We start from the raw sequence: 25,254 nt of genomic DNA, 5'->3' as shown, positions 1-25,254 counted from the left end.
AAACTTCTTCACGTGTAGCTTCTTTGGATTGAATAACTGCTTCCATTTCAACAGTTATCAATAGTCATACGATAATTATGAAAAATTCCTTGAAACATTTGTCTCATACGAAAAGAAAAGCAGCAAAATTATTAATGGCGGAAGTGACGTGTTCCTGTAAAAACCATCGCTAACCCCTGTGCATCAGCAGCGGCGATAACTTCTTCATCACGTATGGAGCCTCCTGGTTGAATAACTGCTGTTGCCCCTGCTTCAGCTGCTGCTAATAAACCATCTGCAAAAGGAAAAAATGCATCTGATGCAACAACAGATCCTTTTGTGAGAGTTTCTGTTAAGCCTGCTCTTTGCGCACTTTCTGCGGCTTTACTTGCAGCAATTTTTGCTGAATCGATGCGGCTCATTTGTCCGGCTCCAATTCCAACTGTTGCGCTATTTTTCGCGTACACAATAGCATTTGATTTAACGTGCTTTGCTACACGAAAAGCAAATTGAAGATCACGCATTTCATCTTGAGTTGGTGCCCGCTTTGTCACTACTTGCAATTTAAGATCATCGACTACCACGTTATCACGTGATTGCACTAAAATACCTCCTGCAAGTGTTTTCGCAAGAAGTCCTCCACAGCGTGGATCAGGAACTCCACCTGTAATGAGCAAACGAAGATTTTTTTTCTTGGCAATAATTTCACGTGCCGCCATTGTGGTATCAGGAGCAATAATCACTTCTGTAAAAATTTTAACAATCTCTTCAGCACATTCCTCATCAAGGGTTTGATTTAAAGCAACTATTCCACCAAATGCCGATACATTATCACACATAAGAGCTTTCAAATAAGCTTCTTTCAAATTTTCTCCTTCCGCAACACCACAAGGATTGGCATGTTTAATAAGAGCGACAGCAGCGGTTTTTTGCGGATCAAATTCTGCCACAAGTTCAAAGGCTGCATCTGTATCATTCAGATTGTTATAAGAAAGCGCTTTGCCTTGTAAAAGTTTTGCTGTTGCAATACCAAAACGTTTTTCATTATTGCGATAAAATGCTGCCTGTTGATGTGGATTTTCTCCATAGCGCATAACACTTTCAAGATGACCGGAAAAACTCTGCCACGATGGAGTTTCAATTTCTAAATCCCTTGCAAACCACGATGCTATTGCCGTATCATAAGCAGCGGTGTGTGCATAAGCGCGCATTGCTAGCTGATGACGCATAGATAAGCTTAAACATCCATTATGCTGCTTTAATTCAGCTAGAATCGAATCATAATCTTTTATCGCTGTTACAACACCGGTATAAGCATAATTTTTTGCCGCAGCGCGAATCATCGCCGGTCCACCGATATCAATATTTTCAAGAATCGTTTGCCCATCGGCTCCCGATAGGATCGTCTCTTCAAAAGGGTAAAGATTCACCACCAAAAGATCAATTCCATGAATGCTGTTCTTTTCCATAGCTTCCCTATGGCTAGGATCTTCTCTTACCCCTAACAAAGCACCATGAATCAAAGGATGGAGTGTTTTTACACGCCCATCCATTATTTCAGGAAATCCGGTAACTTCAGCAACATCTTTTACGGGTAAACCAGCCGCTATGAGGGTTTTTGCTGTTCCTCCTGTTGAAATTAATTCAACATTGTAAGTAGCATGAAGGGCTTGTGCAAAAGCAACCACACCCGTTTTATCAGACACAGAAAAGAGAACACGATGAACCCGATGAAGATCAGGTATGGGAAAATTTTTGGCAACAACACCCATAACAGCAGCCTTAAAAATGAAAGAGTTAAAATTCTAGTAAAACACGCTTATACGTTTATAGCATAAGCCTTTAGCAAAATACACTGAAAGGATAAACTGTCTTTTTAGAATATAGGATGATTCACCTTTTTCTATTATCCTGTAAAAACCTCTCATTTGAGGTGTGGTGATAGGTATAAAAGTCTCATTGAGACATTAAATATTTTTTTGTTGCTTATAACTCAATATCTCATCTTCATAGCAGTTTTGAAACAAAAAATGCATCCGTATGTTCTCTGCTATATTAGCCTTTATACTAGATGAAGGCGAAAGTATTGCGTATATCAATTGGAGTAATCTCTGAAATGGGAAATAATCTAATGAAGCAAGAATATAAAATTATAAAGGTAAAAATGGGTGCCTATCTTTCCTATTATTTTTAAATTTGACTTTATGTTTTTCAAAAGCGTTTATGACAATTCTTTTTAAGAGTGTCGCGTAAATCTTTTGTGGATGGTATAAAGTTCATTGTATGCTTATGCTCTTTAATTTAACAAAGGCGCAAGTTGGTGGCTTTTATTCTCTTTATCAGTTTTCAAGATTCTAAAAATTTTTGTTACTTGAGATGGAAGAGGTATTTTTTTTTAGTTTTTTTGCCGTAGCAGAAAAAGAAAACCTCCTAACACACCAGCAGCTAAAATAAACCACGTGATTGCATAAACGAGATGATTATTTCGAAAATGGATAATCGTAAGACCAACGACGGGAAGTTTTGCTTGTGGAGATGTTTTTCTGGCATCAATGAAATAAGGGGCAACAGTGGACAAACCAAGTTTTTGTGCCATAGCGGGGAGATCGCGCGTATACCATAAATTTTTGTCAGGATTATTTTTACGCGGGAAAAATCCATTTTTTTCACTCATGCGTAATAAACCTATAATCGTTGTTTGTTCTGTGTCCGTGGTAGAATTTTGCTGAGATAAGGCATTTGTATGCGATTGCTCTGTGTTTTGAAAATTGTTACGTTCATCCATAGGGATAAAGCCACGGTTGATAAAGATCAGTATATTATCAGCAGTTTGTAAGGGAGTCAAAACCCAATAGCCTGTAGTATTTTGAGCGGCAGCAGTGACTAAAATATTTTTATCTGTTAAAAATTTTCCTGTGATAATAACAGGTTGATATTCATATTTTTCAAAAGTAACATCTGACCATTGATTTTTTGGAGGGGCTTTTATGGGGGGTAAATGAATGCGCTGATTGGTACTGGTGATAAGATTTGTTTTCCAGTTTAACCGTTGTACTTGCCATATACCTAATGCACTGAAGAGAAGAAAAAAACAAATACATAAAGTTCCAAATAAAAAAGAAGAAAAACGGCAAGAATTTCCCTGAAGCTTTGTCATGGGGGGGGCTTTTTTGCTCATGATTTATGCTTCCTTTCGGGACAATAGGCTTTTATTCTAACATGGTATATATTAAAAGAAACATTTTGTACGCTTTTTGGCAGAATTTGCACGCCTTATTGAGGAAAAAGATGAAAAATGAGCCAACAAGAGATGAAAAAGGTTTTATAAAAGACTTGACCTTTTGTTGTCGACCCCCTATTAGAAAGAAACTTCCCAATGATGCCCGTTCAAGGTTGCATTGCGCGTGTTTTGCGTTCATTGTGTCTTTTGGGTATGGGGATTTGAAAGTTTCTTAGAGTTTAAGGGTGAAGTTTATGTCTCGTGCATGTGAATTGACAGGGAAGACGGTTCTGTATGGTAATAATGTTAGCCATGCGAATAATAAGACTCGGCGTCGTTTTTTACCAAATCTTTGCAATGTGACATTGATTTCAGAGGTGTTACAGCAAAGTTATCGCTTGCGTATTTCAGCAAATGCATTGCGTTCTGTTGAGCACCGCGGTGGTCTTGATGGTTTTTTGATTAAAGCAGACGATAAAGAGTTGTCGCAACGTGCGCGTTTGCTAAAACGCCAAATCATTAAGAAAAAAGCTGAGCAAGAAGGTGAGCAAAAGGCTGAACAGGCAGCATAATTGTTAGCGCCATTCTTTTTGGTTTATTAATGCTTTGATTTCGGTTTTCTGTTCTAGAAGTTAAGTTTTTTGCAGGTTGATCGTTTCATTTTATTGGTTCCATATCCCAGGTTAAAAAAAATGTCTTCAAGCGGTCTTTTATTAGAACAGCAAAAGAAAAGGTATGTTGTTTTTTCTATTTTTGCAATGTGCCTTGCTGTCACGGCTTCTAATATTTTAGTTCAATATCCTGTCTATTGGTTTGATTTGAATGAGCTGTTGACTTACGGGGCTTTTACCTATCCATTTGCTTTTCTAATCAATGATTTGACCAATCGTTTTTATGGTCCATCTGCTGCGCGGCGTGTGGTTTATGCTGGTTTTTTTACGGGTGTCTTTGTTTCTTGGATATTGGCGACACCACGGCTTGCACTTGCTTCTAGTTTTGCATTTTTATTTGGGCAACTCCTTGATATTGTGGTTTTTACTCCTTTGCGACGTAAAACATGGTGGAAAGCACCTTTAGCAGCAGCGTTGGTTGGTTCAGCTTTGGATACAGTGCTGTTTTTTGCTCTTGCTTTTTCTAGCTCGTTTGCTGTTTTTGATAAGATAACAGGGTATGCAGATAGTTCACTGGTGGAGAGTACTGTTTTGGGAGGGATAGGCATGCCAGTTTGGCTATCGCTTGCTTTTGGTGATTTTTCGGTAAAAATTATTATGAGTCTGTTGATGTTGATTCCTTATGGGACAATTCTTAACATCGTAAAGCTTCCTCTTTATCAATGTCATTCAAAAGATGATTCCTCTTTTGTTTGTCACAAATAAGGATTTTTGTCTTTTTGTTTTCCTGAAGCCAAGAAAATTGTACGCTATGCTTGGTGTGACACGTTAGTTATAATGGATACTTTATCATTTACCAACTTAAGTAAGAACTCCAACACAAAACGCTTTTTTATTTCAAAATTCTCTTGTGAGGAAAAGATAAAGTCATTTGTTTGAGAAGGGGCTAAATATGCTTTTTACAAATGATTCAATGTGACAGAAATTGCAACTGATGTTTATTAATAGATTGATTTAAAATGATGACTTATATTTTTCATTTGAGTGAAAGAGCCCAATATCATAAAATTTTACGCGTTTTAAATACTCTTATATTGAGTTAATAAAAATCATTTGCTTGCCTATGTTATAAGAGGAATTGGCGTGCGGACAACGTCATTTGAGAAAGAAATACTTCTTATGAAGAGCTTTAATGCAATAAAAGTGCAATATTAGGCGCTGAAAGTATATTGATTTATCTTGAAAACATTGGAAACTTGAAAGTAGGATTCTGCTTTTGGCTTGTAGCTTGTAAAGTAAAGGATGATTCTGGATTTTGCATTATGCCATATATGGGCGCTGTCGTGAAATAAGCTTGGAAGCAAGGAAGAATGTTTCTTTAAAGTAGGAGTGCGGATAAGATATATAATGGTGTGTTCTTTTTCGTGAATGAAGTAATATTTTTTTTCGTGTTTTTCTTATATTTTATGTGAGTAAAGATTTTTTCTTTTATCCATGAGATGGGAGCTTATGTTGATAGATCACCCGTGGTGAGTACTGTTTTGGGAAGGTTAGGGGACAGGTTGGCTTTCGCTTGCTTTAGCAATTTTTGCCGAAAAATTGCTATGAATCCATTTATGCCGATTCTTTTATAAAGAAATTCTTAGTGTTTAAAATATCCTCTTTTTTTTCGTATAATAAATACAACTTTTATCTTTTTGTATTACTGAAGGTGAAAGTTTAGGTATTATATTTTCTGTGAGAGCAGCATTTTAGAGCTATGTCTAGTGGAGATATTTTTCTATATACGTGTATTTCAATATAATGAAATAACACAAGATCGAGACAAAAATAGGTGATTATTCAGTCTTTGAATTTGAATGGTACTCTGGGATATGGTCGTAAATGGAAAGTTCTAAGCAAAACTTTATCAGTCGCAATATAACCAGAAAGTAAAAACAAACTCATTACAATTTTTGAAGATGGTTGGAGCATTTCTTTTAGAGCTCATAATGCATCCAGTAAAGTAGAAGCTTCTTTAAAATTCGATATTCAATTTGTGGGATTATCTTCTCAGGTTGTTAGCCATCAAATTCCGATGGTTTAATGATAGAGATAATTTTTTAAAATGTAATCGTTGCTAATTCAAGGCAGGTTTATTTCTTATGAATATGAGTTCTTTTATCACTAAAAAGTATTTCTAATTGTTTTGTTATGGCGTCGGCGAGTTCTTCAGCATTCATAATTGTTACAGCACGTTGATAATAACGTGTGACGTCATGACCAATTCCAATGGCAATGAGTTCGATAGGGGAGTGTGTTTGGATTTCTTGAATCACTGCGCGTAAGTGTTTTTCTAAATAATTGCTGGAGTTGACCGATAGTGTCGAATCGTCAACAGGAGCACCATCAGAAATGACCATGAGGATGCGACGTTGTTCACGCCGTGATAAAAGGCGTTGATGAGCCCAAATCAAAGCTTCTCCGTCGATATTTTCTTTTAATAATCCTTCTTGCATCATTAAACCTAAATTGCGTCGTGCGCGACGCCATGGGGTATCAGCACTTTTATAGATGATATGGCATAAATCATTGAGGCGTCCAGGATTATGGAGTTTGTTTTGGGTAAGCCATTGTTCGCGCGATTTTCCCCCTTTCCAAGTTTTGGTGGTAAAACCTAAAATTTCAACTTTGACACCACAACGTTCAAGAGTTTGTGCCAAAATATCAGCACAACTTGCAGCAACGCTAATGGGGCGTCCGCGCATTGAGCCAGAATTATCAATGAGGAGTGAAACAACTGTGTCCCGAAATTGGGTGTTGCTTTCCATTTTAAAAGAAAGGGGTTGCATGGGGTCAATAATTAGACGTGGAAGCCGTGTTGTATCAAGATATCCTTCTTCAAGGTCAAAGTTCCAGTTGCGATTTTGTTGCGCCATCAAGCGGCGCTGGAGACGGTTTGCTAAACGTCCAACGATGTTTTGCAGATGATTGATTTGCTTATCAAGATAACGGCGTAAGTGATCTAACTCGTTTTCAGAACAAAAATCTGTTGCTTCCAAAATTTCATCAAATTGACGGGTGAAGATTTTATAATTGCCAAGTCTTTGCATTTGTTCCGAATCAGAAAAAAGGTGTTTGGGTTTGCTCGGCTTTTCTTGCCAAGGTCCATTTTTTTGCTCGCCGTCAGCTTGATCATTGTTGTTTGATTGTGTCGCTTGTGTTTTTCCATCATCTTGCACATCACTTTCTTGTTCAGTGCTGGTTTGTTCTTCACTTTGAGCGTGTTTTTTGTTTTTACTCTCTTCTTCTCTTTGGTCTTGAGGTTCACACGCATTTTTTAATTTTTTATTGTTTTCACTGTTAGAAGCTTCAGCTTGTTGCACTGTCATTTTGAGTGTAACAAGCATTTGGCGAACAATCTGTGCAAAAGCTTGTTGGTTGTAAATATGATGTGGGAGTTCATTGAGTTGTGATGCTGCTTTTTGTTCGAGTTCTTTACGCCACAATTCTAAGACAGAACCCGCTTCTCTTGGAGCTGCGCGCTTTGTTATTTTTTCACGCAATAAAAGTGCAATCGCTTCTTGGATGGGGGCTTCACTTTGGTTGCTAATTTTATGATAATGGGCTCTTTTGTATTTATCGGCGAGCATGACATCAAGATTTTTTGCAAGTCCCTCCATGGCTAAAGTACCAATTGCTTCAACACGTGTTTGTTCGAGGGCATCAAAGACAGCACGTGCTTCTGATTCTAGTGGAGAAAATTGCATGTGAATGCGGTTGTCATGCCATGCTTTGCGCAGAGCCATGGAATCACCTAGTCCGCGGGTAATAGTGATGTCTTTATTCGTTGCGTATTGAGGTAATTCTGGTAAACGCGCGCAACTTTCGCTTAAAGATGGTCGGTTATGACTAAAGGAAACTTCAAGGTTGTTTGTGCCTGCAATCGCACGCATACAGGTGGAAAGTGCTTTTTTAAAAGCTTCAGCATTAAGAGTGTTGTTGGAAGAATCTTTTGCCGGATTTTTGTTGTCGCCAATATCGGTAGCCATGAGTGACAGATTCCTTAAGGCGAAACACCATGAATGAGTGATTCGGGAAGCTCTTGTCCAAAGGCGCGTTGATAAAATTCTGCAACAGTGGCACGTTCGAGTTCATCACATTTATTGAGAAAGGTTAATCGGAAGGCAAAGCCGACATCTTGAAAAATTGTTGTATTTTCTGCCCAAGTAATGACGGTACGTGGACTCATGACAGTTGAAAGATCTCCATTGATAAAAGATTGGCGTACCATATCAGCAACATGAACCATTTGTGAAATTATCTTTTTTCCTTCAGTCGTTTGAAAGGATTTGACCTTTGAACAAATGATATTAACCTCTTTATCATGGGGTAAATAATTGAGTATCGTAACAATAGACCAGCGGTCCATTTGAGCTTGATTAATTTGTTGGGTACCATGATAAAGACCGGTTGTATCGCCAAGACCAATGGTATTTGCTGTTGCAAAAAGACGAAACGCTGGATGTGGAGAGATGACACGGCTTTGATCAAGTAAGCTTAGTTTTCCAGAAGTTTCAAGAACGCGTTGAATGACAAACATAACATCGGGACGCCCCGCATCATATTCGTCGAAAACAAGAGCAATATTATTTTGATAAGCCCATGGCAAAATGCCCTCTTTAAATTCAGTGATTTGTAAACCATCTTTTAAAACGATAGCATCTTTTCCTACAAGATCGATACGACTTACATGACTATCGAGATTAATGCGAAGACAAGGCCAGTTAAGACGTGCAGCAACTTGTTCAATATGCGTTGATTTCCCTGTACCGTGATAGCCAGAAACCATTACACGGCGGTTAAAGGTAAAACCTGCGAGAATCGCTAAAGTTGTTTGCTGATCAAAAAGATAATCAGGATCGATATCAGGAACATGGGGACTTTTTGTGCTAAAAGCAGGGACTTTCAGATCTGTTTCAATATGAAATAGATCGCGAGCACAAAGTGTAATATCGGGCAAATTTTCAACGGTAAGATTTGTCATTATGTTTCTGGAAGGGAGAGGACGCTATTTATTCATTAGAAACGATACAAGAGTTAAAGTATTTATGCAATGCTCTATAATGAGAGCCTTAGATATTAAAGAAAGATTTTTTTACGTATTCTATAATGTTTTGCAAAAAAAGTAACATTTTGCGCAAATAATGATGGTCTAAATGAAAATAGACTCATATAAGCGCATATTTTCAGCACAAACCAGACTTTTTTAGCAAATTGTAAGCATGTAAAACATCACGAAAGCGCTCTTCTGAAGCACGATTACCACCATTGGAATCAGGATGGTGCTTTTTTACCAACTCTTTATATTTCATTTTGATGTCTTCTGCTGAAGCGTTTGCCTGTAGTCCCAGTGTATCAAAAGCTTTTGCTTCTAAGGGCTTTAATTTTCGTGAAAACTTATTGCTTGAATGCTGCCCAGTAAAAAGCGTGAAGGGATCGCGCATGCGATTTTGATAGGCAGCTGTTCCAGAGCGAATCTTTGCATAATTCGCGGCTGTTTTTTTCGATGTACCATTGCTCAGATCTGTAGGCCATGTCGGACGATGTCCTGTGAGAGCATCCTTTTGAAATTTTGCGATATCTTTATTGCTAAGACCAGAGAAGTAATTAAAATTTTTATTATAGGCGCGTACGTGTTCAATACAAAAATATAAATATTGTCCTTCGTGATTTCGACCTGCTGGTGCTTTATGGGACCCTGTTTTTTCACAACCTTCCCACTGACACTGTTGTGCTTCTGGCTCAGCTTTTTGTTTTTTATTTGAGCTTATGCGAATTGAATCGAATAATTTAGATGTTATTGTCATATTATTGGTTTATGCAAAATTGATTAATTTTACAAGAATTGACTTTTGAAAAATTTGTTTTCACACTTATTCTATTATGAAAAAGGTGTATTTTTGCACGTTCATTTTGTTTGAGGAATGAAAAATGTTTATAGAAACAATAATTCAGAGAAAGCTTCAGGATGCTTTTCATCCGCAAAAGCTTGAAGTGATTAACGAAAGTCATCTTCATGAGGGGCATCCTCATAATGAACATGCTTTTGATGGTAAAGGAGAAACACATTTTCGAGTGAAAATTTTATCTTCTTCTTTTTCTAATATGACACGCGTAGAAATACATCGAGCGATTTATAAAGTTTTACAAGAAGAGTTAGCTACTTGTGTTCATGCTTTGGCACTTGAGGTTGAAACACTCTAATTTTTTGATGAGACGTTTTTAGGAACGGGGATGGGCCTTTTGATAGATTTTTAACAAATGGTCTGTATCGACGTGGGTATAGATTTGTGTGGTGGAAAGGCTAACGTGCCCAAGAAGTTCTTGAATCGTGCGCAAATCTCCCCCCCGTGATAAAAGATGGGTGGCAAAAGAATGGCGCAGTGTATGAGGCGTTGCAGTTTCTGGTAAACCAAGGCTTGCTCGTAAGTTGCGTACAGTTTTCTGAATAATGGCGGGCTGTAGGGGACCGCCTCGTGCCCCGCGAAATATGGGTTGGTTATCCAATAAAGGATATGGGCAACATTTGAGATAATTTTGTACAGCTTCGTAAACAATTTTGATGAGAGGAACAAGGCGTGTTTTGCCGCCTTTTCCTGTTATAAATAAACTTGTTTTTTTAGGATCAGAAAATTGTTCTGGTGTGAGGCTTAAGGCTTCTGATATTCGCATTCCACAGCCATAAAGAAGCATGAGGACAGCAGCATTACGAGCGCTAATCCAAGGTTCATTTTCCAGTTGATTTTCTTGTTTGACTATGTGAAGTGCTGATTTTATCGCTAAAGGTTTTGGGAGCAATTTGGGGTGTTTGGGGCTTCGGATAAGTTGAGCCGCGGGAACATTAACGATTCCTTCACGTGATAAGTATTTGAAAAAAGAACGGATGCCTGCTACTCCGCGGCTTAAAGAGCGCGCACTTACATTGTTTGTACGCCGATAAGCAAGATAAGCACGCAAGTCACTGATGCGTAAATGAGCAAGATCTGTAAGGGTTGGTGTATGATTTAAGTGTTGACAGAGAAAAGACAAAAATTGCCGCGTATCACGTTCATAGGCTTGCACTGTTTGTGCTGACATACGACGTGTTTGGGTAAGACACTCTAACCAATTTTTCCTTGCTTTTAAAATTGCATGGTCTGCTGGAATGAGAGGAATATTTTCATCTTTTCTCTTGTCGTTTTTGATAGGCATTATCTAGTTGAGAGTTTCTTTCTTTTTAGATTTTTCATCGTTAGAATGACCATTCTTGTTTTGGGGTTGCTCTTCACGATTGATAAGTTGCTTTTCACCTTTGAGAGAGAGTATTTTCACAAGATTGTGTGTTGACATCAAATGCGCAAAAATTAATCCTAAAAAGCCATTTTTATGAAGTTTGGCAAGTTGGCTTGCTGATAATTTATTCAATTTTTCTTCATCAACAACCCAAAAATGTTCCAATTGCGCTGAGAGACCTTTATCGTTTTTCACATTGATGGATTTTTGGCTTAGAAGATCCATTTCTACAAGAGCATCAATAAACTCAGAGGTTTTCTCCATAGCGATTTTAAAACTTTCAAGAAAGCGAATACGTTCTTCCATAAAAGGAGAAATAGAGCCATCGGAATTAAAAAGTTCTGTTCCTGCAACTTCATTAAACATACCGGACTGTTGATCAAAGCACACAGAAAGTTCTTTTTCATTGCTAATTTGTGCCAAAACAAAAGGATAGCGACGGACAAAAGCAGGAACATAAGTATTGTTTTTCCAACTTTTATCAGAAGCGATATAGTCATTTTCGTCATTAGAAAGACCGACAAGAGCTGCGGATGTGTAATGCCGTTTTTTTTGTTCATCTTCGGCGCACATAAATAAAATAGGATAGTCTAGCGCTGCTTGAAAATATTCAGTACTTGCTAAAGGAACCCAATGAGTATCCTTGGCAAAAGACATATCAGTTGGAGGAGCAAATTTTAGATTTTTATGGGAAATTTTGTTGATTGGTGTGATATCTTTGTAAAATAGCATAATATTTGCCATAAGACTTTCTCCTTTATTAATTTGTTTTTTGTTACCAAGAAAGGTCTTTTAGAAGATTGTCTCATATGGCAACAAGATTGAATAGAAAACTATAAGATTGAAGGGTTCATTTTTGAGAGATAATATTTTTGCATGAAGTATAATAAAGAAAAGCTTAAAAATAAAGTCTATCTTGCCATTATTGGTATGCCTCATGGTATAAAAGGAGATGTTTTTGTTAAAATTCTAAGTGCTGAGCCACAGCGTTTCAAGTTTTACAGCACTCTTTATGATGATATGGGGCGTTCTTATGAAATTGTAACTCTTCGCATACAAAAAAATAAGGCGATTGTACGTTTTAAAGGGGTAGAAAATCGTAATGCGGCTGAGTCTTTAAAAGGTATTCGCCTTTATGTGACGCGTGATCAATTAATTGATGATTTGATGGAGGATGAGTTTTATCAAGTCGATTTAATAGGCTTGTGTGTCCAAGATTGTGGGGGGAAAATCTTAGGTGAAGTGTGTGGTTTTTTTAATTTCGGGGCTGGTGATTTGCTTGAAATACGTTTGAATACAGGTAAAAGAGTTCTTATTCCCTTTAGTAAGGCGGCGGTACCAGAAATTTGTATGGATTCTGGTTTTCTTGTTGTTGATCCCATGGCTGCTGGTTTAATTGATGGGGGAGACAATGATAAAAAGGAAATAGCTTGAATCTAAAAATAAAGATGAAGGTAAAAAACAACAGATGAATTTCGTCAATAAAAAGTGGAATGTGTGAAAATATTAAAAATGCTCTTTTGAGCAGATATTGTACGCACTTTATCTCGAAATAGTCCTGAATTTTTAGAGTCTTTTTTAGTGCAAGTATTTAGAAGGATCGTATTAAATATGGCGCAAATCAAGAAGACTCAGATTAACGCTATAGCGTTAAAAGTCTTGTTTGTGCTATTTTTGCTATTAAGAGTCTGTTTAAGAAAATAAGGATAAGAAATAAAATGAAATTTCAGGCGCGCGTTTTAACCCTTTATCCTGAAATGTTTCCTGGTTTTTTAGGGTATTCTTTAGCAGGGCAAGCTTTAGAGCGTGGAATTTGGTCACTGGAGACGGTACAGATTAGGGATTTTGCTTTAGACAAACACCATAGCGTTGATGATAAACCTGCTGGTGGGGGAGCTGGTATGGTAATGCGGGCGGATGTATTGGCGGCTGCTCTTGATTGCTGTCCACAGGATTCGCCAAGATTGTTGATGAGTCCACGTGGGCGTCCTTTTGACCAAGCTTACGCGCATAGCTTGGCTCGTGATACGGGTGTAACGTTAGTTTGTGGACGTTTTGAAGGGGTTGATGAGCGAGTCATAGAAGCACGAGAATTAGAAGAAGTTTCTATTGGTGATTATATTCTTTCAGGGGGTGAAACAGCTGCATTGGTTATCTTAGATGCTATTATACGTCTTCTGCCTGGAGTGATGGGGAATGCAGCTTCTGCAAGGTGTGAAAGTTTTGAAAATGACTTGCTGGAACATCCGCAATATACCCGCCCTTCTCTTTTCGAAGGGCGGGGTATTCCGCCTGTATTGCTCTCAGGTCATCACAAAGCGATCGCAGATTGGCGTCAAAGCCAAGCCGAATTGTTAACACGTCAACGTCGCCCTGATCTTTATGCGCGTTATAATAAAAATCATCAGAAAACTTGATTCATATGATAAGGTGGTGTATTGCATGGCTCTCTTTTTAGAGAGTTTTTTATAAAAGGTTTTCTGTAGTTCCAAAATTAAAATGAAGGAATGGTGTATTCGCTCCTGTGTAAGACATAGCCTAAAGAGCTCCTTATTCTTAATAAAGGCTTTTTTGGTAAGAGTTGAGCGCTCTGACTGTTCGATAAAGAACATGAAGGATAAAAGAAATGAATATTATCGCACAGCTTGAAGCTGAACAATGTGCAAAAATTGAAGAAAAGCGCCAATTTCCAGCATTTCAGCCAGGAGATACAGTCCGTGTTATGGTGCGTGTGACAGAAGGTACACGGACGCGTGTTCAGGCTTATGAAGGTGTCTGTATTGCGCGTTCAGGCGGTGGGTTGAATGAGACCTTTACAGTACGCAAGATTTCTTATGGTGAAGGGGTGGAGAGGGTATTTCCTGTTTATTCTCCTTTGATTGAAGGTGTTGAGCTGGTGCGCCGTGGTAAAGTGCGCCGTGCAAAACTCTATTATCTACGTGGCTTGAGAGGTAAAGCTGCACGTATCGCTGAAAAGAGAGATTATCGGAAAAAAGCTGAAAAGGTTGTTGAGAAAGTAGAAGCAGCATCTGTCAGCACAGATGTTGAAAAGCAAGTTTCTGAGTAAAGATTATATCGGCTAAACTTTATGCAAAAGCGGCTTTTATGCCGCTTATTTGTGTCTTTCTTGATTCGTTTTGCCTTTTAAAAGGCTTGGAGTGGACATAAAAATGTTCAATCTATCAATTTTTCCTCTTTTTATTCTTAATTATGGGTGCAGTTTAAGAGACTATTGCATATATCGTGAATACTCAAAAGGATAAGTTTAATCTGAAAAAATGTCTGTTTATATTTGGAAAAGATTTTAGACCTTTGACGTGAAGATAAAAGTGTATTAGATTAAGGCGAGTTTTGCGGATCATATCCAGGGAGTAATCGGTTTTTTTATGCGTGACCTTTAATCCGTTATTTGAGACAACCGACCTATAATATCGGTATCTTGAGATGCCAAACAAGTAAAAACGAGAGAGTATGTTTAGTCGTTTTGCGCGAACTTTCTCGTTCATTGCGGTTGCAAAAACCAGGTCAGGATATTTTATGATAAACCAGGTCAGGATATTTTATGATAGAGACAACTAGGATAAAAGAGCGCCCTCGTTCCCCTCATATAAGTATTTATCGTTGGACAATTACTATGGCCATGTCCATTGCACACCGCATTACGGGTATGGCGCTTTATGTTGGAACGGTTTTTCTTGCTGTTTGGTTAATTGCTATTGCGTGTGGCGAGGAGACATTTAGAACAGTTTACGAAATTTATAGTTCTTGGTTTGGATTGTGTATTTTGTTTCTTTATACTTTGGCAGGGGTTCATCACATGGTTGGTGGTGTTCGCCACATTGTTTGGGATCTGAAGCCTTGCCTTTTGGCAAAAGAAAAGGCAACAGTCACTGCTTGGGCGACAGTGTTTATTTCTCTTATTGTTACTTTTGCGATTTGGATTATTGGATATACCGTTGTTTAGCTGGGGGAGAAAAGAGACATGAAAAAAGATTTTCGAACGGAACTTGGAAAAGTACGGGGGCGTGGCAGTGCTCATGAAGGAACAGAGCATTTTTGGCTAGAACGTTTGACGGGGTTTATCAATCTACCACTTTTGATATTTTTTATTGTTCTTATTCTTTCGCTTGTGGGGAAGGACTATAGTATTGTGCGTGCAAGACTTGCACATCCTATTGTTGCTGTTTTGATGGGATTGATGACTTTTTCGGTCCTTTATCATATGAAACTTGGTATGCAGGTAGTGATTGAAGATTATATTCCACGTGAAGGTTTTCGGATATTCTTTTTGACGTTAAATATTTTATTTTGTTTTCTCATAGGTGGTATCATTATTTTTTCTCTTTTGAAAATTGCATTAGGGGGTTAAACAAGTATGGCGGGTACAGGATCATCTCTGGGTGCTAAAGCAGGTAACGCCCCTTATCGCACTGTAGATCATAAATTTGATGTTGTTGTTGTTGGGGCAGGTGGTGCAGGATTACGTGCGACACTGGGTATGGCAGAACAAGGATTAAAGACAGCTTGTATTACGAAGGTTTTTCCAACGCGCTCACATACGGTTGCAGCACAAGGGGGAATTGCTGCATCGCTTTCAAATATGGGACCTGACAATTGGCAGTGGCATTTATATGATACCGTGAAAGGTTCTGATTGGTTGGGCGATACCGATGCAATGGAATATTTGGTGCGTAATGCTCCTGCTGCTGTGTATGAATTAGAACATTATGGTGTTCCTTTTTCGCGAACGCAAGAAGGCAAAATTTATCAGCGTCCTTTTGGTGGACATACGACACAATTTGGTGAAGGTCCGCCTGTTCAGCGTACTTGCGCAGCAGCTGACCGTACAGGCCATGCCATTTTGCATACGCTTTATGGACAAAGCTTAAAGCATAATGCGCAATTTTTTATTGAATATTTTGCACTCGATCTCATCATGACGGATGGGGTTTGTACGGGGGTTGTGGCATGGAATCTCGATGATGGTACAATACATCGTTTTTCTGCCAAAATGGTTGTTCTTGCAACCGGTGGTTATGGACGCGCTTATTTTTCTGCGACATCGGCGCATACCTGTACGGGTGATGGTGGTGGAATGATCGCACGTGCTGGATTGCCACTTCAGGATATGGAGTTTGTGCAATTCCATCCGACAGGGATTTACGGTTCTGGCTGCTTAATTACAGAAGGAGCTCGTGGTGAAGGAGGCTATTTAATCAATTCTGAAGGTGAACGCTTTATGGAGCGCTATGCACCTTCCTTTAAGGATTTGGCTTCACGTGATTTGGTTTCGCGTTGTATCACACTTGAAATTCGTGAAGGACGTGGCGTTGGACCTAAGAAGGACCATATTCATTTGGTTCTCAATCATATTGATCCTGCAATCTTGCATGAGCGTTTACCAGGGATTTCAGAATCAGCACGGATATTTGCAGGGGTGGATGTAACAAAAGAGCCTATCCCCATCTTGCCAACGGTTCATTATAATATGGGTGGGATTCCTACCAATTACTACGGGGAAGTTCTCAATCCAACGGCTGATTCGCCTGATCGTATTCAACCAGGGCTGATGGCGGTAGGAGAAGCAGGATGTGCTTCTGTTCATGGTGCTAATCGCTTGGGGTCAAATTCATTAATTGATCTTGTGGTGTTTGGTCGTGCTGCTGCCATTCGCGCGGGTGAAGTTATTGATCGGAATGCAGAAATTCCACCCATCAATGAAGAAGCTGTTGACGAAATTATAGCGCGTTTTGATCGTTTACGTTTTGCACAAGGGGCAATACCAACAGCTGTATTGCGTGAAAAAATGCAACGCACGATGCAAGAAGACGCAGCAGTCTTCCGTACAGAAGATTCTTTGAAACAGGGATGTCAACGGATGAATAAAATCTGGGGGGAATTGTCGGATCTCAAAGTCACAGATCGTTCTCTGATATGGAATTCTGATTTGGTTGAAACATTAGAGCTTGAAAATCTTATGGCGAATGCAATCATGACTGTTCATTCTGCCGAAGCACGTTCAGAAAGCCGTGGCGCTCACGCTCGTGAAGATTATCCAGAGCGTGATGATAAAAACTGGCGTAAACATACGATTTCACATTTGTCAAAAGAGGGTAAGGTGACATTATCATATCGACCTGTCCATGTGGATCCGTTAACATCTGAAGCTGATGGTGGGATCGATTTAAAGCGCATTGCACCTAAAAAACGGGTTTATTAAGGGGAGAATGCAATATGGTACAAATTAAGCTTCCCAAAAATTCTCAAGTAAAACCGGGAAAGGTTTGGCCTAAACCTGAAGGTGCTACAAAGCTGACGGAATTTCACGTGTATCGTTGGTCGCCTGATGATGAGGAAAATCCTCATTTAGATACTTATTATGTGGATCGTTCTGCTTGTGGTCCTATGATTCTTGATGGGCTTTTGTTTATTAAAAACCATATTGATCCAACTTTGACACTTCGTCGATCATGCCGTGAAGGCATCTGTGGTTCATGTGCGATGAATATTGATGGAACCAATACATTAGCTTGTACCAAAGGGATGGATGATGTAAAACATCCCATTAAGGTCTATCCGTTGCCTTCCATGCCGGTTGTTAAAGATTTGGTTCCTGATTTAAAGCGTTTTTATGCACAACACCGAGTCATTGAGCCTTGGTTGCAAACAGTTTCTCCTGAACCTGCAAAAGAATGGTTACAAAGTCACTCCGATCGCCAAAAAATCGATGGCCTTTATGAATGTATTTTGTGTGCGTGTTGTCAGACTTCATGTCCAAGTTATTGGTGGAACGGTGATCGTTATTTGGGGCCCGCTGTTTTGCTTCAAGCTTATCGCTGGATTGCGGATTCACGTGATGAGATGTGTGGTGAACGTCTTGATAATTTAGAAGATCCTTTCCGCCTTTATCGTTGCCATACGATTATGAATTGTGCGCAAACTTGTCCAAAGGGATTAAATCCAGCGAAAGCGATTGCTGAAATTAAAAAACTCATGGTTGAACGCCGCCTTTGAAAATTTACTGATTGATCAAAATAAAGCGTAAGGTGGAAAAAATTGTATCTCCTTTTAGCAATTAAATCTCTAAAAGAAGATCGGCTGCTTATGAGGGTGCAGTAGCTATAATCATTCTAAAAGTGAAGTAATCCCTAAAAAATTAAGCAATCCTTGCAATGGCTGAGCAGAAAACTCATAGTTGAATATTATCTTTGAAATTTGACCGATTAACGAACAGTAAAAAGAAAAATAGAAAATTGTGCGTGTTTTTGTGCCTCTTTGAGGCTTAATCTCTAAAAATTTATTGGCTTCTATGAGGTGGTTAGTATAGTTATTATTGCCTTTAAAAAGGCATTAGTCTTTCGAGTAAACTATACTTTAAATAGCGTTCTATGTAAAAACAATAAAATCAATATGCCATGTGTTTTTATTTTTATTAAATTCGCATCATAATTTATACTTTGATGCAGATTCAAGTAATCATTTTTTATAAAAAATGATTACTCTGTATAAATATAGAACAAAAAATAAATGCTGATACAAATATTAAACGCATGTAAATTATCTAAATGAAATACAAAGGAGTGATCATTATGACAATTCGTCATTTTACGACACATTTATTGTAATATCGAAAACATTGCTAATATTCAAGGATTAGGAATTTTTGATAATATCATTATATATATAAAGGTCATATTTTTTGTTTTAAAGATTGGATTGTTAATCGCATTAAAAAGCAAAATTTATAGTTCTTAAAAAATGGAGAACGTAAAATCCCTCTCTATTGTAGAGATAGATCATACAGTTAAGGGGGAAGTAATTTAAAATTATTGTAACGTCATAGATTTAAATTCATTAAAGAGCAAATAAGGCGTTTTTAAAAAATATCAAATTTATAGTTTTTTCCAAAAATTTAGAAAAGGCTAGTGAGAATTCTAAGAACACGTGTTGCGAATGTGGAATAGGGATGTTTATAGGTTCGTTTGAGTTGAATGAATTCAATCATCAAAGAAAACATGTTGTGTTTTTATGAGTTTCATAGGTTTTGATTTTATATGTTTTTATCTATAAAAAATAGAGATTTCTAGGTTTAGGTCTTATTTATTATGTTAGGGTATTTCATTGTTCTTGTATATATGCTGAAGAAAGTTATTTAAGCAGTAAAAGTGTTTTTTATTTTTTAGCATAAAAGATATTTCTTAACATGAAAGAGAGGTGTCCAAGTATTAACGGTATAATCAGCCATTGTTTTGGTATTTATTCTGTTGTGCTGTAAAACACTATCTTATTTAGGATGTGGTAATTAGAGTGGTTAGAAGGTGAAATCTGCTAAGTGAGGGGGCGGATTGTTTGCAGATCAGTGGCGTGTTAAGAGGCTTCGTCCTTTGAGGTGTGATAGGTGGAGTCTGTTAGCCAATTACGTAAATGAGAGCGAAATCTACGTGGACAGGTTTTTAACCTAACCTCTCTTATATATTGTGATAGGAAATTCACCTTAATAAGGACTACGACCGGTTACAGAAAACAGAAATCATTGCGAAAAAACAAGCGTGCTTGTTTTAAAATTTTTAATATTTGTGATCATAGTGACATGCGAAATCTCCTGTAGTATCACGCAGACCGTTCGTATTCTCGAGCCAAGAGTTGTTCATATATCCTCTTCAATCTGATCTTCACGAATTGATGCAAGAGATGGGTACGAACACCTGTAAGAATAAGCAGATGCAAAGCCAGTTGTATCATTATTGTTGCTTTGCAGAGTGTTTGATAAAAATCTGGAACATTTCTCCAATTCATTGCCGGTTTATTAATGACTTTATGGCGTTGTTTTTCTAAAAGAGCTTTTGCTGTTGCAGCTTTTATTTATCAGATGGGAGTTAAGAATATTATGTATCTCTGTTGGCGCAATCTTTGAAAGTCGCTTTACAGCTTCCTAATTTGAGGAGAATATGAAGCTGTAAAGGTGCAAACCAGTTTCCATTTTTAGCATCATTTTTTAATTCTGCTTTACGACTTTCAAAAGCATCTAGAGTAATGTCTTTTAAATAATAGAGATTACGCATTGCTTCACGCTTTTGTTTCTCTCGTTCTTTAATAAGATCAAAACCCTTATGTAAAACAGAACGCCCCGAGCCAAATACACTTTGCTTGTCAATTTACACGCTTGTTTTTAAGAAACCTTTCTTTAAGGTGCCTAAGCTTATTTCACTACAGAGCTCGTGGATGGTATAATGGTAAAGCCCCGGTGAATAATATAAAATTTATAGAGCATCTCCATTTTTACACTTCATAAAAGAGCAAGTTGGGCGCCATTAGATACTTTGCAAACTCCCAATGTTGTGACAATTTTGGGCATTTTGGATGGTTTATAAAAGGCATTTTTAGTGCTTTTTGTACAGTTTCATTCTATACGGCTTTATTTACTTATAATGTGCAAGAGACATGGTTTTGGTTAATAAACAGCTTTGAAATGAGAGAATCCTACGGTACTAAGATCTTTTATCCAACACGCAAAATAATGAACACTCTTTATAAGTCAATGTGACGTGGCTTAAGAAGAGTGATTGTAGATCTGTTCTTTTAGGAATTTTTGCTTTTTGTGGTGCAGAGAAGAGAGCAGGAATATTCAGAGTAGAGCTTACCTTATGGAGTCTATGGATATCGTCTTTAGGAGAGGGACATAAGCCACGTGATATGGTTAGCAAAGCTTGCTTAAGAGAAATTTGGTTGTTTACGAACAACTGGAGGTTAAGAATCTTTCTTCGTCCGAAGAAGACGTCTATATACCACTATACTTTTTATTACCAAATAGAACGTGGTTTATGGATGCTAAATCGAAATGATAATTTATTTCGTATGAGGTTTTCCGTATTTGGAGATTGTTTGGTTAAAAAACATATTTATTAATCACTTGAAAATAGCGCTTAGAATTTTTAAACGATAAGTTTTGGTCTTGATGACGATAATTATTTGTGGTGATCGAAAGTACCTATTTTACAAAGCTTTCATTGATAGGCGAATCAAAATTTATTCTTTTCTTTTGTTTAAATATTTATTTTGCAGCTATTTTTTCTTTTTTGCATCAGAGATACTTTTTCAAAAGGTAAATGGAAAGAATGATCAAAGGCAAGAGAATAAAGAGAGCCTTATGTATAATTTGGTTTTCTCGTAGAGTTGTTGTCTATTAACTTTTTTCTTTTTTTCTTCATGAAGAGTGTAGAAAATCCATTGGAGAAGCAAAGAGAATAGGAAAAGTTAAATAAATAGCCGTAACAATTAGTTACGGCTATTTTTGTTTGCTTCATATTACCGAGAGAGGAAGCTCCCCTTAAGCGATTTTTGATTTAGCAAAAATCGGGTCGTAAAAGACTTCAGAGAGTTTTCTATCTTTAAAGAACAACACTACGTCAACTGTTGTATAGAGAACGATTTTTATCATTTCTAACTCGAGTTGCCGGCCAATTTCTGATCTTTTAATCAAGGTGGCACATCGCTCAAATGTTTGCAAAGCGCTGTTGGCATGCGTTGTTGTAATCGATCCGGGATGACCAGTGTTGAGCGAATTGAGATATTCCCATGCTTCATTGCCTCGCAATTCAGCGAGAAAAATTCTGTCAGGCGACTGACGCATACACGCATCTAGGCATTCTTCAGCTGAAACACGGCCTACATTGTTACCATAAATCATATGTACATGATTGGGATGATTGGGTAGAAAAAGCTCATGAACATCTTCAATTGTGATAATACGCTCCTCTACAGGGACCTTTTCAATTAAAGAGCGCGCAAATGTTGTTTTACCAGATCCTGTTTTGCCTGCAATAATAATGTTGCGTTTGTGAAGGACGCATTCTTCCAAAAATTCAAGAATTTTTCCCTCACGTTTACTTTGTAAGAGTTGAACTTCAAATGGTTCCAACCGTGTGAAGTCCTGCCTCGATAACAAGTTATTGGTTTCTTTTGCTGAAGGCTTATTAAAACTTACATCAGAAAAATCGTCAAATGCCCCTTCTTCTTTGAGTTCTTCTAACGTTTTAACTATGAGAGAATGTTTACGAATTACAAAGGAAAGAGCACCATCAACAACAGCTGGTGTTTGTATAATTGTACCACGTTGTCCACCAGGCAAGAGCACATAATTAATACTTCTGGGAGCCATACCGTTATAAACGATAATAGCTGTAATAAGCGTTTGCAAAAAAGTGGTTGTTAACTCTGGTACGCTATGTACTTGCCAACCCTTAAAGCTTTTCGTCCATACTTCACAGGGGCGGCAAATCGATAATTCAGTGATCGTGGGATCTTCTAAAAAACAATCAAGCGGTTGCAGAAGCTGAAAAACTGCTTGATCTTTTTGTATCGGGTTAACGTGTGACGAGACTGTAGACATCGCTGAAATCCAGATCACGAGCAACAAAAATATTTACTCGTTCGCCTTGGTTTTTGTAAAGTGTTGGTGTGATATTGATGGAATTTTGAAGAACATCGATTGCTATAGATTCAGCATTCTGAGCTCCTTTATTTTGTGAGTTATCTTTATTTTCTTTGCTGCTTTTACCAACTTTTCCTCTTACCCATTCTCCTAAATCACCGATAATGCTTACCATAATTGCACTACCAAATCGTTCCCAAAAATGTCTGTCAACCCAGCCACCAATACCCGCTTCACCCAGAGGACCTGTGCCTGGTGAGTCAAGATTGACAACAACACCAGAAGGCGTTTCAATGCGTAACCATTGCACAAACACGCGCGTTTGTCCTTGTTGTATGCCACTTTGGTAAAAACCAACAACTTTAGAACCACGGTCAAGCAAAACAACACGTCCACTCGTGGAATAAATATCGCGTGTTAAATGACACGTCGTCATTCCGGGTTGTGATGTAATGATTTTTGTTTCTAACGTACAATCTATTTGCGTTCCTTGTGTAATCAAAAAGTCACGGTTACGAAGTTGCATCGCATGTGATTGACCTAAACGCACGGGCTGAAGGTTATCAAATAATACGCCATTACCTCTATCATTATTCGATGCTTTATTATTTGTATCTGTAGATCCTTCGCTACCACCGTTGTTAAGGCTAGAACTGAGCATACGTTTGCGTGCTAATTCTTCAGAATCTTGGAGCATATGTGGAGGAATGGCTGTTTGAAGAAGCTTACTTAAGGCCGGTGGAATATCCAAGTTTGAATCTTCTATTTGTGTTGATTTTTCTGCTTCTTCTACAATCTTTGGTTCTTCTATAATTCGAGGGACATAGTTTGGTATAATTTGCTGTACTATTTGTTGTGGTTTTTCTTCCTCAACCTCCACGGTATTACGCATTTTAAAAGCTTTCCAAGTCAAGGCAATCGGTATCGCTACTATGACAATAAGTCCTACCATTAACAATGCACGGGTACCTGGAATTGTCGGACGACGTTCAGAACCTAGTTCGGACCCTCCATAGGCACCTTCAATATGTTTTTGATCGACGTTGTCCAGTTTTGTACCTTTTCCCTCTCCTTCCTTATTGTCAAACATCATTTTCCTCCTTTATTGATACGATAAACCACCGAAGATACTGTCCCTGTTGTGTTTGGTACGCCATTGGGGTCATAGGCTTCATTAAAAACAGCTAGAGCGCGTTTACCAAGCCGTATGAGCCATTTAGGATTGACCTTATGAACGGCGATAATATCATTAGAACTGCCGATAACGGTGCGTGGTATTAAGCTTTCATTGCCTTCAGCATCTACGACATAAATCGATGGCATATCCATGTTAGCGGGAAATTTGAAGTAAGTAATACGCCCATTGTCCCAAGCATTTATCGGAGCAATATCTTGGTGACCACTCATGGTATAACTGAGATTATAGCCGTTGACGCTTTGGTGAAAACCACGTTCAATCGCAAGGCGTCGATTGTTTTCTTCTGACTTTTCATCGTTTGAATCGGGATAATGGAAAGCCAATTCATATGTTGATCCCGCACGGTCATTCCGAAATTGTAGTCGGAATTTATAACTCCGTTTGTCGGTTACAACGATGAGATTGGTATTAGCAAGTTCTGCTTTTGGTTTAATAAAAATATGCCGCCCTTTATGAGCAAAGGCATAGGCTTCAGAATCGCCAAAGGCATGAGTTATGTACTGTTCACCTTCTTCAAGAATAATATGTGTTGCCACACCAAGAACTGTTTCAATTTGAACCACATCGGCTTCGTTATATGTTATATAGCGAATGCGATGATCATATTGTGAATTTGATGGACTTTTGAGCGCCTGAACAGGTACTGTATAAAGAGAAGAAAACGAAGACAATAGAACAACGAACGCAAGTTTTTTCATAACAATCAATTCCTTAATCATTCAACAGTATTTCTGGGTCAGAACGGTAACTTGTTACTTGAAAACCAAGGGGGTTAAGCAATCGATCAGATGATTTCATGGGTGCACCAACATAGGTGTAACCAATTGTTGCAATTTGGTGCTGTTTTGGTCCAGTAGCAGCACCGTTGCTGTCAAGTTGCTGAGTCGTAAAACGTACAGTTGCTTGACCGAGTCCATTAGGCTGGATTGATCGTACTTTAACTGTGATACGTGCTTTGTTGGAAAGCACTTTGTCCCGTGCATTTTCTCCATCATAGATTTTATAATATTCTTGTTGAACAGATGCCGCACTTAAAAGTGCTGTTGTGTCATAGTTCAGTTGAATAGTATCGTAGTCGTAAGTTTCGCGGTTAAGCACATATTGATTTAGCCAATATCTATCTACAACTTCGCCATAGCTTTCTTCGTGTTCACGCATGATTGAGATAACATCAACTGCACCCGTCGTATTATCAACGCGCAACACTAAGGGAGTTGGAGCTGGTTGAGAAAATCCAACAACTCCACATATCATACCGAATAAGCCAAAAAGACCCACAGTACTCGCAACACGCCATGCCGTTCTGCGCGACCTTATAAATTCATTGATAAGATCACGTTCTAAGCCACGGCTTTCTTCATAATAACTTCTAAGTTGTTCGGCTTTCACTGGTTTTGCTTGTTTTGTTTTCATCTGTCTCCTCGCTTGATTTCGGCAGGGATTGTTTTATTAATAGGCACACGGTTCCTATCATTGGGCTGTTTTAGCTTTGGTGCTAATG

The 25,254-nt window shown here is 38.2% G+C and carries 22 protein-coding genes and 2 pseudogenes; 11 read left to right on the top strand and 13 right to left on the bottom strand.

Annotated elements, in window-relative coordinates; translation table 11 throughout:
* Positions 1-131 precede the first annotated feature (131 nt).
* Positions 132-1,751, bottom strand: coding sequence for a bifunctional phosphoribosylaminoimidazolecarboxamide formyltransferase/IMP cyclohydrolase (purH, locus tag ACFIKX_RS06065; protein WP_375628606.1), 1,620 nt, complete (start codon positions 1,749-1,751; stop codon positions 132-134).
* 623 nt (positions 1,752-2,374) lie between these two features.
* Positions 2,375-3,157, bottom strand: coding sequence for an SURF1 family protein (locus ACFIKX_RS06060; RefSeq protein ID WP_375628608.1), 783 nt, complete (start codon positions 3,155-3,157; stop codon positions 2,375-2,377).
* Positions 3,158-3,453: 296 nt separating this feature from the next.
* Here ACFIKX_RS06060 and rpmB point away from each other — a divergent pair, with 296 nt between their 5' ends.
* The 3 genes and pseudogenes from rpmB to ACFIKX_RS06045 form a co-directional block, all read left to right on the top strand.
* Positions 3,454-3,771, top strand: coding sequence for a 50S ribosomal protein L28 (rpmB, locus tag ACFIKX_RS06055; protein WP_375612235.1), 318 nt, complete (start codon positions 3,454-3,456; stop codon positions 3,769-3,771).
* A 120-nt stretch (positions 3,772-3,891) separates the two neighbouring features.
* On the top strand, positions 3,892-4,575 hold the full coding sequence (locus tag ACFIKX_RS06050; RefSeq protein WP_375612236.1) for a VUT family protein: 684 nt from the start codon (positions 3,892-3,894) through the stop codon (positions 4,573-4,575).
* 1,174 nt (positions 4,576-5,749) lie between these two features.
* Positions 5,750-5,896: pseudogene (locus ACFIKX_RS06045) on the top strand (HaeIII family restriction endonuclease); the annotation flags it as partial.
* Between the two features lie 49 nt (positions 5,897-5,945).
* Here the strand turns inward: ACFIKX_RS06045 and cobT are convergent.
* The 3 genes from cobT to ACFIKX_RS06030 all read right to left on the bottom strand — a co-directional run bounded on the left by cobT (position 5,946) and on the right by ACFIKX_RS06030 (position 9,659).
* The gene (gene cobT / locus ACFIKX_RS06040) at positions 5,946-7,841 is read right to left on the bottom strand and encodes a cobaltochelatase subunit CobT (RefSeq protein ID WP_375628610.1); all 1,896 of its coding nucleotides are present in this window, start codon (positions 7,839-7,841) and stop codon (positions 5,946-5,948) included.
* Positions 7,842-7,855: 14 nt separating this feature from the next.
* Positions 7,856-8,836 (bottom strand): cobaltochelatase subunit CobS, encoded by a 981-nt coding sequence (gene cobS / locus ACFIKX_RS06035; protein ID WP_375608469.1) that lies wholly within the window; start codon positions 8,834-8,836, stop codon positions 7,856-7,858.
* A gap of 202 nt (positions 8,837-9,038) precedes the next feature.
* Positions 9,039-9,659, bottom strand: coding sequence for a J domain-containing protein (locus ACFIKX_RS06030; RefSeq protein ID WP_375606021.1), 621 nt, complete (start codon positions 9,657-9,659; stop codon positions 9,039-9,041).
* Positions 9,660-9,783: 124 nt separating this feature from the next.
* Here ACFIKX_RS06030 and ACFIKX_RS06025 point away from each other — a divergent pair, with 124 nt between their 5' ends.
* Positions 9,784-10,056 (top strand): BolA family protein, encoded by a 273-nt coding sequence (locus ACFIKX_RS06025; RefSeq protein WP_375612716.1) that lies wholly within the window; start codon positions 9,784-9,786, stop codon positions 10,054-10,056.
* Positions 10,057-10,074: 18 nt separating this feature from the next.
* Here the strand turns inward: ACFIKX_RS06025 and ACFIKX_RS06020 are convergent, their stop codons facing one another.
* Together ACFIKX_RS06020 and ACFIKX_RS06015 are read right to left on the bottom strand one after the other, a co-directional pair.
* Positions 10,075-11,043, bottom strand: a complete 969-nt coding sequence (locus tag ACFIKX_RS06020; RefSeq protein WP_375628613.1) for a tyrosine recombinase XerC — start codon at positions 11,041-11,043, stop codon at positions 10,075-10,077.
* A 3-nt stretch (positions 11,044-11,046) separates the two neighbouring features.
* Positions 11,047-11,868 carry a SapC family protein gene (locus ACFIKX_RS06015; RefSeq protein WP_375612242.1) on the bottom strand — a complete coding sequence of 274 codons (822 nt, stop codon included), beginning with the start codon at positions 11,866-11,868 and terminating at the stop codon, positions 11,047-11,049.
* A gap of 132 nt (positions 11,869-12,000) precedes the next feature.
* On the opposite strand from ACFIKX_RS06015, the gene rimM reads away from it, so the two are divergent.
* The 7 genes from rimM to ACFIKX_RS05980 all read left to right on the top strand — a co-directional run bounded on the left by rimM (position 12,001) and on the right by ACFIKX_RS05980 (position 18,138).
* The gene (gene rimM / locus ACFIKX_RS06010; RefSeq protein WP_375618306.1) at positions 12,001-12,558 is read left to right on the top strand and encodes a ribosome maturation factor RimM; all 558 of its coding nucleotides are present in this window, start codon (positions 12,001-12,003) and stop codon (positions 12,556-12,558) included.
* 284 nt (positions 12,559-12,842) lie between these two features.
* Positions 12,843-13,541, top strand: coding sequence for a tRNA (guanosine(37)-N1)-methyltransferase TrmD (gene trmD / locus ACFIKX_RS06005; protein WP_375612244.1), 699 nt, complete (start codon positions 12,843-12,845; stop codon positions 13,539-13,541).
* Between the two features lie 209 nt (positions 13,542-13,750).
* The gene (gene rplS, locus ACFIKX_RS06000) at positions 13,751-14,191 is read left to right on the top strand and encodes a 50S ribosomal protein L19 (RefSeq protein WP_375612245.1); all 441 of its coding nucleotides are present in this window, start codon (positions 13,751-13,753) and stop codon (positions 14,189-14,191) included.
* Between the two features lie 495 nt (positions 14,192-14,686).
* Positions 14,687-15,088: a succinate dehydrogenase, cytochrome b556 subunit gene (gene sdhC, locus ACFIKX_RS05995; protein ID WP_375606014.1), complete on the top strand. Its 402-nt coding sequence runs from the start codon at positions 14,687-14,689 to the stop codon at positions 15,086-15,088.
* 18 nt (positions 15,089-15,106) lie between these two features.
* Positions 15,107-15,493 (top strand): succinate dehydrogenase, hydrophobic membrane anchor protein, encoded by a 387-nt coding sequence (gene sdhD, locus ACFIKX_RS05990; protein ID WP_375628616.1) that lies wholly within the window; start codon positions 15,107-15,109, stop codon positions 15,491-15,493.
* 6 nt (positions 15,494-15,499) lie between these two features.
* Positions 15,500-17,344 (top strand): succinate dehydrogenase flavoprotein subunit, encoded by a 1,845-nt coding sequence (gene sdhA / locus ACFIKX_RS05985; RefSeq protein WP_375620955.1) that lies wholly within the window; start codon positions 15,500-15,502, stop codon positions 17,342-17,344.
* A gap of 14 nt (positions 17,345-17,358) precedes the next feature.
* Complete coding sequence (locus tag ACFIKX_RS05980; RefSeq protein ID WP_005774220.1) at positions 17,359-18,138, top strand: succinate dehydrogenase iron-sulfur subunit; 780 nt, start codon at positions 17,359-17,361, stop codon at positions 18,136-18,138.
* Positions 18,139-20,009: 1,871 nt separating this feature from the next.
* Here the strand turns inward: ACFIKX_RS05980 and ACFIKX_RS05975 are convergent.
* The 6 genes and pseudogenes from ACFIKX_RS05975 to ACFIKX_RS05950 form a co-directional block, all read right to left on the bottom strand.
* A complete protein-coding gene (locus ACFIKX_RS05975) occupies positions 20,010-20,186 on the bottom strand; it encodes a hypothetical protein (RefSeq protein ID WP_375628619.1) in 177 nt (58 codons plus the stop codon).
* 1,265 nt (positions 20,187-21,451) lie between these two features.
* Positions 21,452-22,513, bottom strand: a complete 1,062-nt coding sequence (gene virB11, locus ACFIKX_RS05970) for a P-type DNA transfer ATPase VirB11 (protein WP_375628621.1) — start codon at positions 22,511-22,513, stop codon at positions 21,452-21,454.
* Complete coding sequence (virB10, locus tag ACFIKX_RS05965) at positions 22,488-23,645, bottom strand: type IV secretion system protein VirB10 (RefSeq protein ID WP_375628623.1); 1,158 nt, start codon at positions 23,643-23,645, stop codon at positions 22,488-22,490. The genes virB11 and virB10 overlap by 26 nt, the downstream gene beginning before the upstream one ends.
* Complete coding sequence (virB9, locus tag ACFIKX_RS05960; RefSeq protein ID WP_375606008.1) at positions 23,645-24,451, bottom strand: P-type conjugative transfer protein VirB9; 807 nt, start codon at positions 24,449-24,451, stop codon at positions 23,645-23,647. The genes virB10 and virB9 overlap by 1 nt, the downstream gene beginning before the upstream one ends.
* A 13-nt stretch (positions 24,452-24,464) precedes the next feature.
* A complete protein-coding gene (locus ACFIKX_RS05955) occupies positions 24,465-25,166 on the bottom strand; it encodes a virB8 family protein (protein ID WP_375606007.1) in 702 nt (233 codons plus the stop codon).
* Positions 25,163-25,254: pseudogene (locus tag ACFIKX_RS05950) on the bottom strand (TrwH protein); the annotation flags it as partial. The gene ACFIKX_RS05955 and the pseudogene ACFIKX_RS05950, both read right to left, overlap by 4 nt.

Source organism: Bartonella sp. CM86QHHN, from assembly GCF_042194695.1.
GTDB lineage: Bacteria > Pseudomonadota > Alphaproteobacteria > Rhizobiales > Rhizobiaceae > Bartonella.
The sequence above is the reverse complement of the archived record's forward strand: the minus strand, read 5'-3'. Positions and strand labels throughout refer to the sequence as shown.

What these genes read in the sequence shown, in the direction of transcription:
- purH (WP_375628606.1), bottom strand. Translation starts at nt 1,751, where the DNA reads ATGGGTGTTGTTGCCAAAAATTTTCCCATACCTGATCTTCATCGGGTT.
- ACFIKX_RS06060 (WP_375628608.1), bottom strand. Translation starts at nt 3,157, where the DNA reads ATGAGCAAAAAAGCCCCCCCCATGACAAAGCTTCAGGGAAATTCTTGC.
- rpmB (WP_375612235.1), top strand. Translation starts at nt 3,454, where the DNA reads ATGTCTCGTGCATGTGAATTGACAGGGAAGACGGTTCTGTATGGTAAT.
- ACFIKX_RS06050 (WP_375612236.1), top strand. Translation starts at nt 3,892, where the DNA reads ATGTCTTCAAGCGGTCTTTTATTAGAACAGCAAAAGAAAAGGTATGTT.
- cobT (WP_375628610.1), bottom strand. Translation starts at nt 7,841, where the DNA reads ATGGCTACCGATATTGGCGACAACAAAAATCCGGCAAAAGATTCTTCC.
- cobS (WP_375608469.1), bottom strand. Translation starts at nt 8,836, where the DNA reads ATGACAAATCTTACCGTTGAAAATTTGCCCGATATTACACTTTGTGCT.
- ACFIKX_RS06030 (WP_375606021.1), bottom strand. Translation starts at nt 9,659, where the DNA reads ATGACAATAACATCTAAATTATTCGATTCAATTCGCATAAGCTCAAAT.
- ACFIKX_RS06025 (WP_375612716.1), top strand. Translation starts at nt 9,784, where the DNA reads ATGTTTATAGAAACAATAATTCAGAGAAAGCTTCAGGATGCTTTTCAT.
- ACFIKX_RS06020 (WP_375628613.1), bottom strand. Translation starts at nt 11,043, where the DNA reads ATGCCTATCAAAAACGACAAGAGAAAAGATGAAAATATTCCTCTCATT.
- ACFIKX_RS06015 (WP_375612242.1), bottom strand. Translation starts at nt 11,868, where the DNA reads ATGGCAAATATTATGCTATTTTACAAAGATATCACACCAATCAACAAA.
- rimM (WP_375618306.1), top strand. Translation starts at nt 12,001, where the DNA reads ATGAAGTATAATAAAGAAAAGCTTAAAAATAAAGTCTATCTTGCCATT.
- trmD (WP_375612244.1), top strand. Translation starts at nt 12,843, where the DNA reads ATGAAATTTCAGGCGCGCGTTTTAACCCTTTATCCTGAAATGTTTCCT.
- rplS (WP_375612245.1), top strand. Translation starts at nt 13,751, where the DNA reads ATGAATATTATCGCACAGCTTGAAGCTGAACAATGTGCAAAAATTGAA.
- sdhC (WP_375606014.1), top strand. Translation starts at nt 14,687, where the DNA reads ATGATAGAGACAACTAGGATAAAAGAGCGCCCTCGTTCCCCTCATATA.
- sdhD (WP_375628616.1), top strand. Translation starts at nt 15,107, where the DNA reads ATGAAAAAAGATTTTCGAACGGAACTTGGAAAAGTACGGGGGCGTGGC.
- sdhA (WP_375620955.1), top strand. Translation starts at nt 15,500, where the DNA reads ATGGCGGGTACAGGATCATCTCTGGGTGCTAAAGCAGGTAACGCCCCT.
- ACFIKX_RS05980 (WP_005774220.1), top strand. Translation starts at nt 17,359, where the DNA reads ATGGTACAAATTAAGCTTCCCAAAAATTCTCAAGTAAAACCGGGAAAG.
- ACFIKX_RS05975 (WP_375628619.1), bottom strand. Translation starts at nt 20,186, where the DNA reads ATGCGTAATCTCTATTATTTAAAAGACATTACTCTAGATGCTTTTGAA.
- virB11 (WP_375628621.1), bottom strand. Translation starts at nt 22,513, where the DNA reads ATGTCTACAGTCTCGTCACACGTTAACCCGATACAAAAAGATCAAGCA.
- virB10 (WP_375628623.1), bottom strand. Translation starts at nt 23,645, where the DNA reads ATGTTTGACAATAAGGAAGGAGAGGGAAAAGGTACAAAACTGGACAAC.
- virB9 (WP_375606008.1), bottom strand. Translation starts at nt 24,451, where the DNA reads ATGAAAAAACTTGCGTTCGTTGTTCTATTGTCTTCGTTTTCTTCTCTT.
- ACFIKX_RS05955 (WP_375606007.1), bottom strand. Translation starts at nt 25,166, where the DNA reads ATGAAAACAAAACAAGCAAAACCAGTGAAAGCCGAACAACTTAGAAGT.